The organism is Roseospira goensis (assembly GCF_014197795.1).
Lineage (GTDB): Bacteria > Pseudomonadota > Alphaproteobacteria > Rhodospirillales > Rhodospirillaceae > Rhodospira > Rhodospira goensis.
Genome location: NZ_JACIGI010000016.1, coordinates 62,253 through 80,552, shown reverse-complemented (window position 1 = coordinate 80,552; position 18,300 = coordinate 62,253). Strand labels below are relative to the sequence as shown.

Genomic DNA, 18,300 nt, shown 5'->3' with positions numbered 1-18,300 from the left:
ACGTTGTCCGACGCCGACACCGTCCCAAGCACACTCGCCGTGTCCGGCTGGTTCTCGTCGTACGACAGCGTCTGCGCTGCCCCCACGGTCGGCGCCGTGTCATCGACGTCCGTCAGTCGGACCGTAAGGTCCAGCGTCCCGATGTCGCCCGACGACGGGTCCTCCGTGACGCCGATCACGACCTCGTAGTCGCGGTCCGTATTCGCATCCCCCGGGGTCTCGTAGTCCTGCGGGGCCGTGAAGCGCAGCGCGCCCGTGGCCGCGTCGATCTCGAACTTGCTGGCGTCGGCGCCACCATGGATGGAGTATTCGCGCGTCCCCGGACCGTTGGGGCCGAAGGGATCGGTGCTGTCGAAGTCGAAGATCTCGGCCGTGCTGTTCTCGGCGTGGGTGACCAGATTGCCGTCCGGTGCATTGGAGAACGCCGGCGGCACGTTGGTGACGTCCAGGGTCAGGTCGGCCGTGTCGTCGGGCGTGCCGCCGATCGCCGCGTCGTCCACGGTCACGGTGACGTCGAGGCTCGACTGCGTTTCGTGGTCCAGGTCCTCGCCCGCCTTCAGGAACAGCTCGGTGCCGTCGATCTCGAACGCGCCGGCATCGGTCCCGGTCAGCGCCAGGCTATTGGTGCCGATCCCGTCATCCGTGACCACGATGTCGGCGATCTTCACCCGCGCGCTGGTATCCGTGCCCTCAGGCAGTTCGGTCACCGTGGACTCGAGCGCAACCGTCGGCGCCTCGTTCACCAAGGTCACCGATGCGGTCAGGTCGCCGTCGAACGTGGTCGTGTTCTCGTTGGGGCCGGCATCGGTGCCGCTATCCACGAGTTCCGTGACGGCAAAGGTGCGCTCCCCGGGAGTCCAGGGATCACCGTCGTGGCGATAGGCGAGGTCATTGAGAAGGTCCTCAAAGTCGCCCTCGGAAATTCCACCATCCGTGCTCGTCACGGTGACGGTGGTGGTGGTGCCGCTCACACCCACCGTGATGTCGAAGGCCCCGAACGGCGCGAGGTCGAAAGACTCGGTTCCCGCCGTGCCCAGATCCAGCGTGACCAAAGGATACGTCTGCATCAGCAACTTTTCATCGTTGCCATCCAGAACACCCTCTATGGCCACCGTCACCGACGTCAGGGTCTGGCCGTTGTCCACGGTCGAGACATCGACGTCGTCCCCGAACAGATCGAACGCCGGGGTACCAGCCGCCTCCACAAGGGCCTGAGAGAGGTCAATCGGGAGCTCGTCGGCCGGAAGCTCCGGCTCTTCCTCGAGCTCCGCACCGGGGAACGTATGATCGAACCCGGTGGCCGTCAGGGTGGGGGCGTCGTCAATGCCGCTCACCGTGACCGTCACGGTGGCGGTATCGGTGCCCCCGTTCCCGTCGGAGACCGTGTACGTGAAGGTATCCGTGGCGGTGTCGCCATTCGCCAGCGTCTCGAAGGATCCGTTGGGGTCGTACTCCACGGTGCCGTTCGCGACCACCCGCAGAAGGGCACCTGATCCCAGCGTGACCTCGGAGCCCAACGCCCCTTCACTCATCGACGCAACGGTCAGCGGGTCGTCGTTGGCGTCGGAGTCCGCACCGGATCCGTTGTCGGCGAGTACGTTGCCGGCAAGGTCGCCATCCTCAGACACCTGGAAGGCGTCATCCTCGGCGTTGGGCGCCACGGCGATCGGGCCGCCGTTCCCGCCGCCCGGTCCATCGACCTCGCCACCGTCACCATCGCCGTCGCCGTCGCCGTCGCCGTCACCATCGCCATCGCCGTCACCATTACCGTCATCGCCGTCACCGTCGCCGTCATCGGCGTCCCCGCCGAGAGCGTCGCGCACGACGTCGTTGAGGTCGTCGAGGTTCCCGGTGCCGCCCGCCTGGCCGTTGAAGCCACCGATGCCGCCGGCGATGCCGCCGGTGGTCTGGTCGTCGTCCGCCAACTGTTCGCCGCCCGGCGTGTTGCTCAGGGCGGTCTGAACGACCTGTTCCAGCAGGCCACCCGCGCCACCATCCGTGAGGTCGAAGGCGTCAATGGTCGTGGTCGGGCTGTCGATGGTCTCGGGCGTATAGCCGGCCCCGCGCGCCGCGTCGGCGATTTCGGTCGCTAGGGCCGCGTAGGCGCGGTCGGTGGCGGCGTCGGCGTCATCCCCGGTCTCGGCCGCGATGTCATTGCCGGCGCGGCCGACCAGGATCACCACCTGGGCGATCTTCTGCTGTACCGCGAGCGCCTCGGCCTTCTCGGCCTCGGTCGCGGTGTCGTCGTTCAGCACGGCGATGGGATCGTAGGTGTAGATGTCGATATCGGGCAGCCCGAGCGCCTGCTTGATGAAATCGGCCGCTTCGACGGGACCGTCGGTGAGCTGCTCGTCCACCAGCACCGCCAGTGTGGTGAGGGGCGAGATGATGTCGCCGGTCGCCGGCGTACGCAGGGTGCCCTGGACCGTCAGTCCGGTCGCGGTGTCGGTCCCGCCGTCGGACAGCAGCGGTCCACCGACGGAACCACCGAAATCGTAGTTCCCTTCGTCATCGGAGGTCGTCTGGGGCTCCCCGGCGTCGAGCTGCCCGTTGCCGTTCAGATCGGCCCAGATGGTGGCGCCGGCGACGTAGCCGTCGATGGCGAGGCCGACGCTCTCGTCGGCCGTGCCCGCCGTGATCTCGGCGCGGGCCTGGGCAACGCTTTCGGCCGTGGCGTCCACGTCATCGAGAACGAGTTGCAGGCCCAGCAGGCTGGTCGCCGGGCTCGACTCGCCGGTGTTGTAGGCGTCCGCCACCTCCACACGGTTGGCCAGCCGTTGCGCCGCCTCCTGGAACCCGGCGGACACGGACCCAGACAGGAGGTAGTTGGTCACCTCGACCATCACCTCGCCCACCGTGGCGCCGGCCGCCAGCCGGCCCTCGATGAAGGCCCGGCCCTCGGCGAATGCGGCGCTGTCCACCGACAACCCCAGGTGCGATGCCAGGAAACGGCCGACCGCGTCGTCGGTCCCGTCGAACTGCCCGTTGAACATCGGGGTCGCGGCCAGGCTGTTCGCGATATCGACGTAGGACGCGCCGCCATCCAGCGAGGCTTCGAAGTCGGCGATGTTCGTGGCGCCGGGCGCGGCGTTGAACATGACCGCGATCAGGGCATTGAGACCTTGCGTCTGTTCCGGAGTCGCCATGGGACCTGGTTCCTTGTGACACGTGACTGTTCGGCCGGCGAACCCGGCCGGGCGGGATCAGGATTGGACCGCCCGTGATACGGACCGGACGGGGGCGCGCCCGCGTCGCGCCGGACCCGTCGCCCGGTTCGGGGACCGGACTGAGGCGCGGCGGCAGAGCGCTCGGCGGCAAAGCAGGAGCAGGGGCGTGGACGTGCGCCCGAGGGGGTGGTCGCCGGACGCACTTAAGGTAATCTCAACTAGAGGACGAAATTTTATTGTCATTGTTCACTCCGAATTTCTCTTGGCCTCCAAGAGACGACGAGCGCCCTTTTCTTTGTACGTCCTCAGATAGCGCCTGACAGACTCGAATTGTTGCCCACTCGATACAACGCACTTTGGTAGGTTTATTCAGGGTGATTTGATCCAGCCCCCCAACGGAATCCGTGACAAAAAAGCGCGTAAAATACAAGACAAATGTCCCTGGTTCGACCGATCGGGTCCGGCTGGACCTCGCCCGTTGCGTGAGAACCACACCTGGGGGGTTTGGCAGGGCGCGCGGCTCTCGCCGCCTGCACGGCGCCGGCGATATGTCGTGGTTCCGCCCGTCATTCGAGTGCAGGGCGGACCGGTCCGGGGCCGACTCGTCAGCCTGAGCGGTCCTTATCGGCCCCGTGAGATTTTCCCGTTTGTCATCAAGGCCGTCGCGGCATAGCCCTGGGACGGCATCCGGCGCGGCCGGGCCCGGGCCGCCGCGCGCCGCGGCGGTCGTCTCCAGACGGGAGAAGCGTCATGTCCCTGCACACCGCCTCCGTTCACTGGCAGCGCGCGGGCAACACCGGTCCGGGTCAGCGGCACGGCACGGCGCATGTCTGGCGGTTCGACGGCGGCGCCGAGGTCAAGGCCTCGTCCTCGCCGCATGTGGTCCCGCCGCCCCACTCCACGCCCGCCTACGTGGACCCGGAAGAGGCGCTGGTCGCCGCCGCCGCGAGTTGTCACATGCTGTTCTTCCTACACTTTGCGGCCGACGCCGGCCACCCGGTGGCGGACTACCAGGACGCCGCCGAGGGCGTGATGGGCCAGGACGCGGAGGGCCGGCTCGCGATCACGCGCATCCGCCTGCGGCCGCGGGTGCGCTACCACGCCTCGACGCCGGACCGGGCGACGGAACGCGCGCTGCATGAGCGGGCGCACCACGCCTGTTTCATCGCGAACTCGCTACGGACAGAGATCGAGACTCTGCTGGACGGGGACTCGGCCCCAGCGCCCGCATGATGTAGTCCGCCGCCAGGTCAACCGCCCGGGAGGCGCGTCCGCTCGCCCGGTACAGCGCGATCAGCACGTCCGGCAACGGCGGGAAGCCGTCGCGCCCGTCCAGGATCACCAGGCCGGCGGGGATGCTGAACGCCTCCAGGACACTGACGCCCAGGCCGGCGGTCACCGCCGACTGAATCAGCGCCAGGCTGCGGGTGGTGTAGGCGATGCGCCACGGCCGGTCCTGCGCGTCCAGCGCCGCCAACGCAAGCGCCCGACAGGCGCAGCCCTGCGGCGCCACCGCCAGCGGCACGACCGCGGCCGGATCGAAGACGAAATCCGGGGCCGCCACCCAATGCAGCGGCTCACGCCGGATCACCTGCCCGCCGGGCGCGTCCGGCGCCTGGGTGACCAGCGCCAGATCGAGCCGCCCGTCGTCGAGCCGCGGCCGCAGATCCTGACTGCCCTCGCAGGTGACCTCGACCTGAATCAGCGGATGCGCCTTGGAGAACGCGGACAGCACCGGCGGCAACAGGCAGGTGGCGTAGTCGTCCGGGGCCCCGATCCGCACCAGGCCGTTGACCTCGGGCTCGCGCAGCCGCGCCAGCGCCTCGTCGTTCAGGCGCAGCAGGCGGTGGGCATAGCCCTGCAGCGTCTCGCCCGCCGGAGTGATGGTGACGGCGGTGCGGGTACGCTCGAACAGCGCCACCCCGACGATCGCCTCCAGGCGACGGATCTGCATGCTGACGGCGGACTGGGTGCGCCCGATACCGGCCGCCGCGCGGGTGAAGTTGCGGTGATGCGCCACCGCGACGAAGGTCCGCAACAGGTCAAGGTCGAGGTCGCGCTGCATGCCGCACCATCAATTCTGTTCATCTTGTGCATGAAATTAACGAATTTCCGTGATGAGGGCGAGGGTCGTATCGTGGCGGTATCGAAACGTCCTCTCGGGAGGGATCCCCATGACGCCCATCCTCGCCGATACGCTGTTCGCGGCCGCCCGCGTCGGTCGCCACGTCCCCGGATCGGACCTTGCCGATCACCGCGACCGCGCGCGCCGTCGGGCCATCGAGGCCGCGGCGCCGGCGCGCGGGCCGCTGCCGGCCCAGGCCCGCCGCATGGCCCGCTTCCGCGCCCTGCACACCGGTTCCCGCGGCCTGCTGCTGCCGGCGGCCTGGGACGCCGGCAGCGCCGCCCTGCTGCGCTCTCTGGGCTTCCAGGCGCTGGCCGCCAGCCCGGGCGGGTTCCCGGTGGCCGCGGCGACCACCGCGACCCGCTTCGACCTGACCCGGGACCAGGCCCTGTTCCAGGCCCGCGACGTGGTCGAGGGCGCCGACCTGCCGGTGACGGCCGACATCGCCACCGGCCGGGGCGCCAGCCCGGCGGACTGGGGGCGCGCCGTGCGGCGCGCCTTCGACCTGGGCCTGTGCGGGGTGACGGTATCGGATGACAGCGGGCGCGCCGGCCGCCCCCTGCTGAGCCTCCGGCACATGAGCGACGGCATGGCCGCGGTGCGGGCGGCCCGCCCCGCCCGCGACTTCCTGGTGACCGCGCGTACCGAGACCCTGCTGCACGGCGGCGACCTGGACGAGGCGATCCGGCGGGTGAGCGCCTACGCGACCGCCGGTGCCGATGTGGTCGCCATCGCCGGGCTGACCACCCTGGATCAGGTCCGGACCGTCCGGGCCACCGTGGCCACACCGCTGGCGGTCATGCTCGGGCCGGAGGGGACACCGGCCGACGTGCCGGCCCTGATCCAGGCCGGCGTGCACCGCATCGAGGTCGGCGCCGCCCTGGCCCGCGCCGCCCTCGGCGGCTTCGTGGGCGCGGCCCGCGCGCTGTGCCCCCCGGCAGCCCCCCAGGGGTCTCCCCGGTGAGTCCTGGGGCCGCCGCCGGTGCGACTCCGGATTAAGGGCTCCTTTACCGGCCCGGTGCGAGCCTGGGGGGATGGCAATCCGCCCCAGGCCGTGACGGGCAGGCGAGACCATGGACCAGACGACGACACGGGACACCGTGCCGGTGATGCGGCCGCTGCTGCCGCCGCTGCCGGCGATCGCACCCTATCTGACCGAGATCGACCGGACGCGCTGGTACTCCAACCACGGGCCGCTGGTGCAGCAGCTCGAACGGCGCATGGCAGCCGCGCTGGACGCGCCGCCCGGCGGCGTGGTGTCGGTCGGCAACGGCACCGCCGGCCTGGCCGCCGCCCTGATCGCGCTCGACCTGCCCAAGGGCAGCCTGATCGCGGTGCCCTCGTGGACCTTCTGCGCCACCGCCCATGCCGTTGCCCTGGCCGGGCATGTGCCGTACCTGGTGGACGTCGACCCCGACACCTGGACGCTGACCCCAGCGCGGGTGAGCGCAGTGCTGAACGACGGCCACGCCCGCATCACCGCGGTGATGCCGGTCTCCCCCTTCGGCGCGCCGCTGGACGTGGACGGCTGGCGCGCCTTCCGAGCCGAGACCGGCCTGGCGGTGATCGTCGACGCGGCCGCCGGCTTCGACACCTGGACCGCCTGCGACATCCCCGCCGTGGTCTCGCTGCACGCCACCAAGGCGCTGGGCGCCGGCGAGGGCGGCCTGGTGGTCGCCACCGACACCGCCCTGCTCGACCGCATCCGGCCGATCGTCAACTTCGGCTTCTCTGGCCTCGCCGTGGCCCAGGCCCATGCCTTCAATGGCAAGCTGAGCGAATACGGCGCCGCCGTGGCCCTGGCGGCGCTCGATGCCTGGCCAGACACCCGCGCAAGCTGGCGGGACGCGGCCGCGTTGTACGCGCCGCTGCTGGCCCGCAACGACCTGGTCACGCAGGCCGGATTCGGCCAGCGCTGGGTGGGGTCGGTGCTGGTGGTCCGGCTGCCCGACCACGACGCCCGCGCCGTCGAGGCCGGGCTGGGGACGCACGGCATCCTGACGCGCCGGTGGTGGCCACTGGCCCTGCACGAACACCCCGCCTTCGCCGCCTGTCCGTGGGACAGCACCGAGCACGGCGGTCGGCTGGCCCGGCAGTGCCTCGGCCTGCCCTTCTTCCGGGACATCGCCCCACACCAGGCCCGCACTGTCATGGACGCGCTGGACCGCGTCCTCGCCGCCGTCACGGCCTGACCGCCGGCGTGGTCAGGCGTCCTCGCCGCGCAGGCGCGTGCGCACCCTGACCTCGCCGTTCAGGGTGCGATGGACCGGACAGCGATCGGCGATCTCCAGCAGACGCGCCCGGGTGTCCGCGTCCAGGTCCCCGCGCAGTTCGAGGGTGCGCGCGATCTCGTCGATCTTCGCATCGGTGGCCTCGCAGTCGCCACAGTCCCGGGCGTGCACCTTGCGGTGCGACAGGGAGACACCCACGCCGTCGAGCGCGATCTTCTTGCGGTCGGCATACAGGCGGATCGTCATCGCGGTGCAGGTGCCCAGCGCCGCCAGCAGGAAGTCGTAGGGCGTGGGGCCGCTGTCGCGTCCGCCGACGTCCACCGGCTCGTCCCCGCGCAGCACGTGGCGGCCCACCCGCACGGTCTGGGCGAAGGGGCCGTCGCCGGCCTCGGTCACCAGCACGGTGCCGGGGTCCACGGCGTCGTCGAGCGTGTGGGTCTCGTCGCCGCTGCCGTCGGCGACATAGCGCGAGGCCCAGGCGGCGATGACGTCGGCGACATAGACCGCGTCGGCCTTGCGGGTCAGCAGGTGGTCGGCGTCGTCCAGGCTGACGAAGCTCTTCGGGTGCTTGGCCGCCTGAAAGATCCGGCTGGCGTTGTCGATCCCCACCGTCTGGTCGCGCGGCGCGTGGAACAGCAGCAGCGCGGTGCGCAGGCCGGCGACGGTGTCGAGCAGGTCGTGCTCTTCGGTGTCCTCGACGAACTGGCGGCTGATCGTGAACGGCCGCCCGGCCAGCGTGACCTCGGCCATGCCCTTGACCCGGATCTCCTCCAGCGCGTCGGCGAAGTGATGGGTGACGTGCGACACGCCGCTGGGCGCACCGATGGTCACCACCGCCGTCGCCTCCGGGATCCGGGGCGCCGCCGCCAGCACCGCCGCGCCGCCCAGGCTGTGACCGATCAGCAGCGCCGGCGCGCGCCGGGTCTCGCGCAGCCAGTCTGCGGCGGCGATCAGGTCCTGGATGTTGGAACTGAAGGTGGTGTTGGCGAACTCGCCCTCGCTGGCCCCCAGGCCGGTGAAGTCGAAGCGCAGCACCGCGATGCCCCGTTCGGCCAGCGCCCCGGCGATGCGCGAGGCGGCGAAGATATCCTTGGAGCAGGTGAAGCAGTGCGCGAACAGGGCGTACCCCTTCACCGCGCCGGTCGGCGCGTCCAGTCGCGCCGCCAGGGGGTGGCCGTGGGCACCGGGAAAGGTGATCTTCTCGCTGTGGGTGGTCATGCTGTCCTGCCATCCTCTCGGGGTGTTGCGCCGCGCCCGACGGGCGGATAGGCCTGCACGGGAACGCCGGCCGCACGCCAGAGGACGCCCGCCATGACACGCCCCGAGGATCCGCCCCGCACCCGCGACAGCCTGAATGCCTCACCGGACAATGTGGGGATCGACCAGCGTGATGCAGCCTTCCAGGGCTATTTCCGCATCGACCGCTACGTGCTGCGCCATGCCCTGTTCGCCGGCGGCATGGGCCGGCCGATCACCCGCGAACTGCTGGAGCGGGGCCACGCCGTCGCCGTGCTGCCCTACGACCCGGTGCGCGACGCCGTGGTGCTGCTGGAACAGTTCCGCGTCGGCGCCCTGGGCGCCGGGATGGGGCCATGGCTGCTGGAGGTGGTCGCCGGCATCATCGACCCCGGCGAGACCGAGGCCGAGGTGGCGGCACGCGAGACCCAGGAAGAAAGCGGCTGCCGGGTCACCGCGCTGGAGCGGGTCCAGACCTGGCTGTCGTCACCCGGATGCACGTCGGAGACGGTGACGCTCTACGTGGGCCGGGTCGATGCCGGGGGGGTCGCCGGCATCCACGGCCTGGCCGAGGAGAACGAGGACATCCGCCCGGTCGTCGTGCCCGTGGCCGACCTGTTCGCGGCGATGCGGGCCGGCCGGCTCGACAACGCCACCATCCTGATCGCCGCACAGTGGCTGGCCCTGAACCATGCCGATCTGCGGGCGCGCTGGCGGGCCGCCGACCAGTAGACGCGCCCGTCAGGTCCGCGTCGCCGGCGCCGCGTCCGCCGCCTCCACCTGCGGCAGCGCCTCCAGAACCCCGCAATGCTCGACGACGCCCCCCTCGCACTGCTCCACCAGGTGGGCCAACTCGTCGCGCAGCCGGTGCAGGTGAGCGATCTTGCGGTCGACCTCCTGCAGGTGATGGTGGGCCACCGCATGGATGTCGTCGCAGGACCGCTCGGCATGGCCGCCCAGGGCGATCAGCTCGCGCACCTCGTCCAGGGTGAACCCCAGCCGACGCGCCCCGCGCACGAAGGCCAGCCGGGTCAGATGCTCGTCGCCATAAACACGGTGGTTGCCGGCCGTGCGGGCCGGCGCCGGGAGCAGCCCGATGCGCTCGTAGTAGCGCACCGTGTCCACCTTGGTGTCGGTGCGGCGCGCCAGCGTCCCGATATTCATCTGCACATTCCCTCTTGAACCTCGAGTGACTCCAGGATCCATCTTGGGTGCGAATGGTTCCGAGGCAAGATGAGGAGAGAGGTCGTGTCGGGATGCGGCTGTTCCCATGACGTGCGGTTCGACGGGGTCTCGCGGTCCTACCGACGGATCCTGCTGATCATCATCGCCATCAACGCCACCATGTTCGCGGTGGAGATGTCGAGCGGCCTCTACGCGCAGTCCATGGCGCTGAAGGCGGACGCCCTCGACTTCCTGGGCGACAGCGTGACCTATGCCCTGTCGCTGGCGGTCATCGGGATGTCGCTGCGCACGCGCGCCACCGTCGCGCTGCTCAAGGGGGTCAGCCTGGCGGTCATGGCGGCGGTGGTGCTGGGTGGCAGCCTCTACCGGGTATTCGTGGTGGCGCAGCCGGACGAGGTGGTCATGGGCACCGTGGGCGTGCTGGCGTTCGTCGCCAATCTCGTCTCCGCGCTGCTGTTGCTGCGCTATCGCAACGGCGATTCGAACGTGCGGTCGGTGTGGCTGTGCAGCCGCAACGATGCCATCGGCAACGTGGGCGTGATCGGCGCCGGCGTGCTGGTGGGCGTGACGGCGACACCGTGGCCCGACCTGGTGGTGGCGGCGGTGCTGGCCGGGCTGTTCCTGACCTCGTCGGTGGGCATCATCCGCCAGGCGCTGGCCGAACGGCGGGAGGAGTGCGCCCTGCCAAAGTCAGACCCTGCGCACGATCACGATCCGGTGGCCCGCCCTTCGGCGGCGGAGTGAGGCCCGGCGGTCCCACGCGGGAGCGTGGGACCGAGAAACACAGGTCTTTCGCCCACGCTCCCGCGTGGGCGCCTACAGGCGACGCGGTCCCACGCGGGAGCGTGGGACCGAGACAGAAGGGCTCTTGCGCCCACGCTCCTGCGTGGGCGCTGTTCGACAGATCTCAGCCGCGCAGGATGGACGTCCCGGCGTAGACCGCCTGCGGTCCCAACTCCTCCTCGATGCGGATGAGCTGGTTGTACTTGGCCATGCGGTCGGAGCGCGACAGCGAGCCGGTCTTGATCTGGCCGCAGTTGGTGGCCACCGCGATGTCGGCGATGGTGCTGTCCTCGGTCTCGCCCGAGCGGTGCGACAGCACGGCGGTGTAGGCCGCCTTGTGCGCCATCTCCACCGCGCGCAGGGTTTCGGTCAGGGTACCGATCTGGTTGACCTTGACCAGGATGGAGTTGCCGACACCCCGGCGAATGCCGTCGGCCAGCCGCTGCGGGTTGGTCACGAACAGGTCGTCGCCAACGAGCTGGATCCGGCCGCCCAGGCGCTCGGTCAGCAGCTTCCAGCCGTCCCAGTCGTCCTCGGCGCAGCCGTCCTCGATCGACAGGATCGGGTAGCGGTCGCACAGGTCGGCGTAGTAGTCGACGATGCCGGCCGCATCCAGGGTCTTGCCCTCGCCCTCCAGCACGTACTGGCCGTCCTTGAAGAACTCGCTGGAGGCGGCGTCGAGCGCCAGCATGATGTCCTCGCCGGGCGTGTAGCCGGCCGCCTCGATCGACTTCATGATGAAGCCCAGGGCCTCGTCGGCGCTCTTCAGGCCGGGGGCGAAGCCGCCCTCGTCGCCGACGTTGGTGTTGTGCCCGGCGTCCTTGAGCTGCTTCTTGAGGGCGTGGAACACTTCGGCGCCCATGCGCACGGCGTCGGCCGCGCTGGCCGCCGACACCGGCATGACCATGAACTCCTGAATGTCGATCGGATTGTCGGCGTGCTGACCGCCGTTGACGATGTTCATCATCGGCACCGGCAGGGTGCAGGCGGACACACCGCCGATGTAGCGGTACAGCGGCAGGCCGGACTCCTCGGCGGCGGCCTTGGCGACCGCCAGCGAGACACCCAGGATGGCGTTGGCGCCCAGGCGGTTCTTGTTCGGCGTGCCGTCCAGGTCGATCATGGTCTGGTCGATGAGGCGCTGCTCGTCGGCCTCCATGCCGGACAGGGCGCTGAAGATCTCGCCGTTGACGGCCTCCACCGCGCGCAGCACACCCTTGCCGCCGTAGCGGCCGGTGTCGCCGTCGCGCAACTCGACGGCCTCGTGCACGCCGGTCGACGCCCCGGAGGGCACGGCGGCCCGGCCCATGGCGCCGGACTCCAGCACCACGTCCACCTCCACGGTCGGATTACCGCGGGAATCCAGGATCTCGCGCGCGGTGATATCAATGATCTCGGCCATGATGTCGGTCTCCCGTCGAAGAGGCCCGTCGGGGCGGGACGTTGCGGAGCTTGGTCGGAAGGCTTGGTTAGAGGCTCACGGGGTGGGCCTTGGCGACCCGGTCGAGGGCCGTGAGCACGCTCAGGATGTCGGGCAGATCGCGCAGAGCGATCATGTTCGGGCCGTCGGAGGGGGCCCGGTCGGGATCGGGATGGGTCTCGATGAACACGCCGGCCACCCCCACCGCCACCGCGGCCCGGGCCAGCACCGGCGCGAACTCGCGCTGGCCGCCGGAGCGGCCGCCCTGCCCGCCCGGCTGCTGCACCGAGTGGGTCGCGTCGAAAATGACCGGGCACCCCGTGTCCCGCGCCATGATGGGCAGCCCCCGCATATCCGTGACCAGGGTGTTGTAGCCGAAGGAGGCCCCGCGTTCCGTGACAAGAACGCGACCGTTGCCGGTGCCGTCCAGCTTGGCGACCACGTTCTTCATGTCCCAGGGCGCCAGGAACTGCCCCTTCTTGACGTTGACCACCCGCCCGGTGCGCGCCGCCGCCACCAGAAGGTCGGTCTGGCGGCACAGGAACGCCGGAATCTGTAGCACGTCCACCGCCTCGGCGACGCGGGCGCACTGCGCCGCATCGTGCACGTCGGTCAGCACCGGACAGCCCAGCGCCTCGCGGATCTCGGCGAACACCGGCAGCGCGCGCTCCAGGCCCATGCCGCGCGGCCCGGCCAGAGAGGTCCGGTTGGCCTTGTCGAACGAGGTCTTGAAGATGAACGGGAGATCGAGCTGGTCGGTGATCTCGACCAGGGCTTCGGCCACCTCGAACGCGTGGGCGCGGCTTTCCATCTGGCACGGCCCGGCGATCAGCGCCAGGGGCAGGTCGTTGGCCAGGACATGCGCGCCGACGACGATCGCGCGGGTCGCGGCGCGGTCGGAGCGGTCGAGGGTTTCGGACACCGGCGGGGCTCCCCCTAAACTGAAACGCGGGGCTGGAACGGCGGGGCGGGAACGAACGGCGGAGACGAGCGGCTAGACCAGACGGGACTTCTCGACGGCGGCGCCCACGAACGACGTGAACAAAGGATGCGGCTCGAACGGCTTGGACCTCAGCTCCGGATGGAACTGCACCCCCAGGAACCAGGAATGATCTGGGATCTCGACGATCTCCGGCAACAGGCCATCGGGCGACATGCCCGAGAACAGCAGGCCATGATCCTCGAGTCGGCCAATGTAGGCGTTGTTGACCTCGTAGCGGTGGCGGTGGCGCTCGTGGATCAGGTCGGTGCCGTAGATCGCGGCCGCCCGCGAGCCGGGGCGCAAGGCGCACGGATAGGCGCCCAGGCGCATGGTGCCGCCCAGATTGCCGCCGGCCTCGCGCACCTCGATCTCGTTGCCGCGCATCCACTCGGTCATCAGGCCGACCACCTTGTCGGGCGGGTTGCCGAATTCGGTGGAGCCGGCGCCCTCGATGCCGGCCAGGTGACGCGCTGCCTCGACCACCGCCATCTGCATCCCGAAGCAGATGCCCAGGTAGGGCACGTCCTTCTCGCGGGCGAAGCGGGCGGCGGCCATCTTGCCCTCGGCCCCGCGCTCCCCGAAGCCGCCCGGCACCAGGATGCCGTCCACGTCTTCCAGAAGATAGCTGTTCCCCGCCAGTTCGAACACCTGGCTGTCGAGCCATTCCAGCCGGACCCGCACGTTGTTGGCGATGCCGCCGTGCACCAAGGCCTCGGCCAGGGATTTGTAGGAATCCAGCAGCTTGGTGTACTTGCCGACGATGGCGATCGTCACCTCGCCCTCGGGCTGACGGATCCGGCTGACGATGGTGCGCCAGCGCGTCAGGTCCGGGGCATGCGCGCACGACAGACCGAAGTGGCGGCAGACCTGGGTGTCCAGCCCCTCGTCGTGGTAGTTGATCGGCACGTCGTAGATGCTCGGGGCATCGTAGGCAGCGATCACCGCCTCGCTGCGCACGTTGCAGAACAGGGCGATCTTGCGCCGCTCGCTCTCCGGGATCGGGTGCTCGCTGCGACACATCAGGATATCGGGCTGGATGCCGACGCTGAGCAGTTCCTTGACCGAATGCTGCGTCGGCTTGGTCTTCAACTCGCCCGCGGTGGCGATGTAGGGCAGCAGGGTCAGGTGCACGAACATCGTGCGGTCCGGCCCCATTTCGTTGCCGAGCTGGCGGATGGCCTCCAGGAACGGGAGGCTCTCGATGTCGCCAACGGTCCCGCCGATCTCGATCAGGGCGAAGTCCTCGTCGTCCAGATCGGCGGTGATGAACTCCTTGATGGCGTCGGTGACGTGCGGGATGACCTGCACGGTGCCGCCCAGGTAGTCGCCGCGCCGCTCCTTCTCCAGCACGGTCTTGTACACACGCCCGGCGGTCACGTTGTCCGAGCGGCGCGACGGCACGCCCGTGAAACGCTCGTAGTGCCCCAAGTCCAGGTCGGTCTCGGCGCCGTCGTCGGTGACGTAGACCTCGCCGTGCTGGGTGGGGCTCATGGTGCCCGGGTCGATGTTCAGGTAGGGGTCCAGCTTGCGCATGCGGACCGTGAAGCCGCGCGCCTGCAAGACGGCGCCCAGGGCGGCCGAGGCGAGGCCCTTGCCCAGGGAGGAAACGACGCCGCCGGTGATAAAGATGAACCGTGTCGTCATGGTGCGACTGCGCATCCTTCGTTCACGCGTCCATCACGGGACCGGCCGCGCCCATGGCGAAGCCCCCGGGCCGCGCCGCGACGCCGGGTCGGGACCCGTGACCGTGAGGGGGCCGACTCGCCCCGGGGCTTACTCCGACAGCGGGGCCGAGGGCACGGCCGGCGCGGTCTCGGCGGGTGCCGCGTCCGGCGCGGGCACGGTGCCGGCATCGGCGTCCGGGGCTTGCTCGCCGGCCTCCGTCGCCGGCGGCGCCGCGTCCAGCACGCTGCCGGTGCGCTGCCCGCTGTCCGCCAGGATCGCCAGCGTCAGGCTGGTGGCCATGAAGGCGGCCGCCAGGATGCCGGTGCTGCGGGTCAGAAGGTTGCCGGCGGCCCGCCCGCTCATGACGCCGCCACCCCCGCCGCCGCCGCCAATGCCGAGCGCGCCGCCCTCCGAGCGCTGCAACAGGATGAGGGCGACCATGGCGATGGCGATCAGCAGGTGGATGACCAGAATGACGGTAATCATGGGTCCTCGTGGCAAGCCGGCACAAACGCCATGGGCGGCGGGTGCGCCCCCGCCGGCCCGGCGCCGTCTCGTGACTGATTGCCCGCTGTTGTAATCGTCCGCCCCCGCCGACGCCAGCGGATTTTGCCGTTCAAGGACAGGCGCCCTACGGACAGGCGCTGGCGATGGCCTGGAAGTCCGCCGCCTTGAGGCTGGCGCCGCCCACCAGGGCGCCGTCCACGTCGGCGATGCCCATCAGCTCGGCGGCGTTGCCCGGCTTGACCGAGCCGCCGTACAGGATCAGCAGCGCATCGGCGCCGTCGCCCAGGCGCTCGCGCGCCTCGGCCCGGATGCGCTGGTGCATCTCGGCGACGTCCTGCGCCGTCGGCGTGCGCCCGGTGCCGATGGCCCACACCGGCTCGTAGGCGATCACCACGGACGTGCCCGTCGCGCCCTCGGGCAACGAGCCGTGGAACTGCCGCGCGACCACCGCCGTGGCCTGACCGGCATCGCGCTCGGCCTCGGTCTCACCGATGCAGATGATGGGCGTCAGGCCGGCGGCGAGGGCGGCCGTGGCCTTGGCCCGCACCAGGTCGTCGTCCTCGTGGTGGTCGGTGCGCCGCTCGGAGTGCCCGACGATGACATGGCTTGCGCCGGCATCCTTGAGCATCCAGGCGCTGACGTCGCCGGTGTGGGCGCCGCTCTCCGTGGTGTGGCAGTCCTGGCCCCCGACCGCCAGCGGACTGCCGGCCACCGCGTCGGCCACCGCGGCCACCAGCGTCGCCGGCGGGCACACCAGCATGTCGGCGCGCGCCTGCACCGCCGCCCCCTCCCCGGTCAGCCACGCCATCAGGGTGCGGGCCAGGTCGAGGCCGTCGGCGCGCAGGCCGTTCATCTTCCAGTTGCCGGCGATCAGCGGCCGTCGTGCGGTCATGGCATCCCCCTTTGTCTGCATCCGGGCGGGTCGAGTGGCTGCGTGTGTACCACGCCACCGGCGGGTTTTGAACGGGGCTGGTTTCGCCGGTCGGCGGCGGCGCGGAGGGGCGTGAGTGTTGCGGCCCGGGGGCGCCGGCACCTATGATGCGCCGCCGCGCGCGGGCGCCCCTGATGGCGCGCCGCGGCCCAGGCCCAGACGACACGGATGGTGGCATGCTCGACACATTTCGCAAGGCGACGAAGTCCTGGCTGGCCAAGGGACTGCTGATCCTGCTGATCATCAGCTTCGGCGCCTGGGGCATCGGCGACTTCATCACCGGCGGCGGCGGCGAGGCACCGGCGATCACGGTCGGCGACACCGAGATCGGCACCGCCGCCCTGCGCGCCGAACTGAACCGCGAGGTCAACGCCCTGCGCGAGCAGCTCGGCGGCGGCTTCACCACCGAACAGGCCATCGAACTGGGCTTCCTCGACCGCGCCATCGGGCGCATGGTGACCGAGGTCACCCAGGTGCAGACGGCGCGGGACTGGGGCATGGTGGTGCCCGACAGCGTGGTCGCCCAGGCCATCACCGCCGATCCCACGTTCGCCGGCGAGGGGGGCGGCTTCGACCGCGCCCGCTTTGAACGCCTGCTGGCCCTCAACAACCTGACCGAGGCCCAGTACACGCAGCAGATCCGCCAGGAGATGCTGCGCGGCGCCCTGACCGCCCCGGTCACCGAGGCCGCCCATGCCCCCGACGGGGTGGTCAGCCGCCTCGACCGCCACCGCAACGAGGCCCGCGTCGGCGCGGTCGTGGCCCTGTCCGTCGCCGACGCCCCGGCGCCGACGGGCGCGCCCGACCAAGAGACGCTGCAAGACCTGTACGACGCCAACATCGACCGCTTCACCGCGCCGGAGTATCGGGCCGTGACCGCGATCGTGCTCGACCTGGAGGACGCCCGACCGCTGGTGTCGGTCAGCGACGAGGCCATCCGCGACGAGTACGAGTCGCAGCGCGGCGCCTATACCCAGGCGGAGCGGCGCGTGGTCGATCAGGTGCTGGCCGACGACCGCGCCACCGCGCAGGCGGTGGTGGACGCCGTGCGGGCCGGCACGCCCTTGCCGGCGGCCGCCGCCGAGGCCGGCGCGCCGGCCCCCATCGACATGGGCGAGGTGATCCCGGATTCGCTGCCGCCGGCGCAATCCGACGCGGTGTTCGCGGTCCCCGAGGGCGGCGTGAGCGCGCCGGTCGAGAGCCCGTTCGGCTGGCATGTGTTCCAGGTCCGCGAGGTCCTGGCCGGCGGCACTCAGCCGCTCGCGGCGGTGCGCGACGAGATTCGCGCCACGCTGGTGGACCGCCGCGCCGTGGATGCGCTCTATGATCTTTCGGTGCGCCTGGACGACACGCTCGGCGGCGGCGCCACGCTGGAGGACGCGGCCCAGGCCCTCGACCTCGACCTGGTGTCCATCGACGCCGTCGACCGCCAGGGTCTCGGCCCCGACGGCACCCCGGTGGAGGCCGTGCCCGAGGGATCCGCGTTTCTGGGCACCGCCTTCAGCGCCGATCCGGGCGAGCAGACGTTGTTGCAGGAAACCGAAACCGGCTACTTCGTGCTGCGGGTCGATGGCGTGACGCCGCCGGCGCCGCGCCCGCTGGCGCAGGTGCGCGACCGCGTCATGGCGCTGTGGGAACGCCAGCGCAAGGCCGAGGCCACCCGCGCCCGCGCCGAGGCCATCCTGGCCGCCGCCGGCGAGGGCCGCACCCTCCAGGGCGCCGCCGAGACCCAGGGTGCGACGGCGGAGACGCTGCCCGCCGTGCGCCGCGACGGCACGCCGCTGGCGGCGGACGCCGAGGCGCCGCCGCGCGCGCTGGTGCAGGCGCTGTTCGATCTGGACCGCGGCGCGGCGCGCCTGGTCGAGACCGGCGAGACCGTTTACGTCCTGCGCCTGACCGAGGTGATCGGCGCCGGCGCCGACGCCACCGAGACCCGCGCGGAAACGGCGGCGGCGCTGCGCGGCGCCATTGCCGACGATCTGTACGTGCAGTTCACCGATGCCCTGTCGCGCCGGCAGGGCGTCGAGATCAACCAGGCCGTGATCCAGGCCGCCTTCCAGTAGGGAAG

At 70.9% G+C, this 18,300-nt stretch carries 15 protein-coding genes; 6 read left to right on the top strand and 9 right to left on the bottom strand.

Features of this window, described 5'->3' with window-relative positions:
• Positions 1-3,146, bottom strand: a 3,146-nt coding sequence (locus GGD88_RS10820) for an Ig-like domain-containing protein (RefSeq protein WP_184435328.1), incomplete at its 3' end; no start/stop codon positions are given.
• 771 nt (positions 3,147-3,917) lie between these two features.
• On the opposite strand from GGD88_RS10820, the gene GGD88_RS10815 reads away from it, so the two are divergent.
• On the top strand, positions 3,918-4,400 hold the full coding sequence (locus GGD88_RS10815) for an OsmC family protein (protein ID WP_184435326.1): 483 nt from the start codon (positions 3,918-3,920) through the stop codon (positions 4,398-4,400).
• On the opposite strand, the gene GGD88_RS10810 is transcribed toward GGD88_RS10815, so the two are convergent.
• On the bottom strand, positions 4,330-5,232 hold the full coding sequence (locus GGD88_RS10810; RefSeq protein ID WP_184435324.1) for a LysR substrate-binding domain-containing protein: 903 nt from the start codon (positions 5,230-5,232) through the stop codon (positions 4,330-4,332). The two genes, GGD88_RS10815 and GGD88_RS10810, sit on opposite strands and share 71 nt — an antisense overlap.
• 109 nt (positions 5,233-5,341) lie before the next feature.
• Between GGD88_RS10810 and GGD88_RS10805 the strand changes: the two genes are divergently transcribed.
• Positions 5,342-6,256, top strand: coding sequence for an isocitrate lyase/phosphoenolpyruvate mutase family protein (locus GGD88_RS10805; RefSeq protein WP_184435323.1), 915 nt, complete (start codon positions 5,342-5,344; stop codon positions 6,254-6,256).
• 109 nt (positions 6,257-6,365) lie between these two features.
• Entirely contained in the window at positions 6,366-7,484 is a 1,119-nt protein-coding gene (locus GGD88_RS10800; protein ID WP_184435321.1) for an aminotransferase class I/II-fold pyridoxal phosphate-dependent enzyme, read from the top strand.
• A 12-nt stretch (positions 7,485-7,496) separates the two neighbouring features.
• Here the strand turns inward: GGD88_RS10800 and GGD88_RS10795 are convergent, their stop codons facing one another.
• A complete protein-coding gene (locus GGD88_RS10795; protein ID WP_184435318.1) occupies positions 7,497-8,741 on the bottom strand; it encodes a bifunctional alpha/beta hydrolase/OsmC family protein in 1,245 nt (414 codons plus the stop codon).
• Between the two features lie 93 nt (positions 8,742-8,834).
• Here GGD88_RS10795 and GGD88_RS10790 point away from each other — a divergent pair, with 93 nt between their 5' ends.
• On the top strand, positions 8,835-9,491 hold the full coding sequence (locus tag GGD88_RS10790) for an NUDIX domain-containing protein (RefSeq protein WP_184435316.1): 657 nt from the start codon (positions 8,835-8,837) through the stop codon (positions 9,489-9,491).
• 9 nt (positions 9,492-9,500) lie between these two features.
• On the opposite strand, the gene GGD88_RS10785 is transcribed toward GGD88_RS10790, so the two are convergent.
• Complete coding sequence (locus GGD88_RS10785; RefSeq protein ID WP_184435314.1) at positions 9,501-9,923, bottom strand: MerR family transcriptional regulator; 423 nt, start codon at positions 9,921-9,923, stop codon at positions 9,501-9,503.
• An 84-nt stretch (positions 9,924-10,007) separates the two neighbouring features.
• Between GGD88_RS10785 and GGD88_RS10780 the strand changes: the two genes are divergently transcribed.
• Positions 10,008-10,688: a cation efflux transmembrane domain-containing protein gene (locus GGD88_RS10780; RefSeq protein ID WP_184435313.1), complete on the top strand. Its 681-nt coding sequence runs from the start codon at positions 10,008-10,010 to the stop codon at positions 10,686-10,688.
• Positions 10,689-10,851: 163 nt separating this feature from the next.
• Here the strand turns inward: GGD88_RS10780 and eno are convergent, their stop codons facing one another.
• The 5 genes from eno to tpiA all read right to left on the bottom strand — a co-directional run bounded on the left by eno (position 10,852) and on the right by tpiA (position 16,193).
• Positions 10,852-12,129 carry a phosphopyruvate hydratase gene (eno, locus tag GGD88_RS10775; RefSeq protein ID WP_184435310.1) on the bottom strand — a complete coding sequence of 426 codons (1,278 nt, stop codon included), beginning with the start codon at positions 12,127-12,129 and terminating at the stop codon, positions 10,852-10,854.
• Between the two features lie 67 nt (positions 12,130-12,196).
• Complete coding sequence (gene kdsA, locus GGD88_RS10770; RefSeq protein ID WP_184435360.1) at positions 12,197-13,024, bottom strand: 3-deoxy-8-phosphooctulonate synthase; 828 nt, start codon at positions 13,022-13,024, stop codon at positions 12,197-12,199.
• 117 nt (positions 13,025-13,141) lie between these two features.
• Positions 13,142-14,773, bottom strand: a complete 1,632-nt coding sequence (gene pyrG, locus GGD88_RS10765; protein WP_184435308.1) for a CTP synthase — start codon at positions 14,771-14,773, stop codon at positions 13,142-13,144.
• 129 nt (positions 14,774-14,902) lie between these two features.
• The gene (secG, locus tag GGD88_RS10760; protein WP_184435306.1) at positions 14,903-15,280 is read right to left on the bottom strand and encodes a preprotein translocase subunit SecG; all 378 of its coding nucleotides are present in this window, start codon (positions 15,278-15,280) and stop codon (positions 14,903-14,905) included.
• A 145-nt stretch (positions 15,281-15,425) separates the two neighbouring features.
• Positions 15,426-16,193 carry a triose-phosphate isomerase gene (gene tpiA / locus GGD88_RS10755; protein WP_184435304.1) on the bottom strand — a complete coding sequence of 256 codons (768 nt, stop codon included), beginning with the start codon at positions 16,191-16,193 and terminating at the stop codon, positions 15,426-15,428.
• Between the two features lie 215 nt (positions 16,194-16,408).
• On the opposite strand from tpiA, the gene GGD88_RS10750 reads away from it, so the two are divergent.
• Positions 16,409-18,295 (top strand): peptidylprolyl isomerase, encoded by a 1,887-nt coding sequence (locus GGD88_RS10750; RefSeq protein WP_184435302.1) that lies wholly within the window; start codon positions 16,409-16,411, stop codon positions 18,293-18,295.
• Positions 18,296-18,300 lie beyond the last annotated feature (5 nt).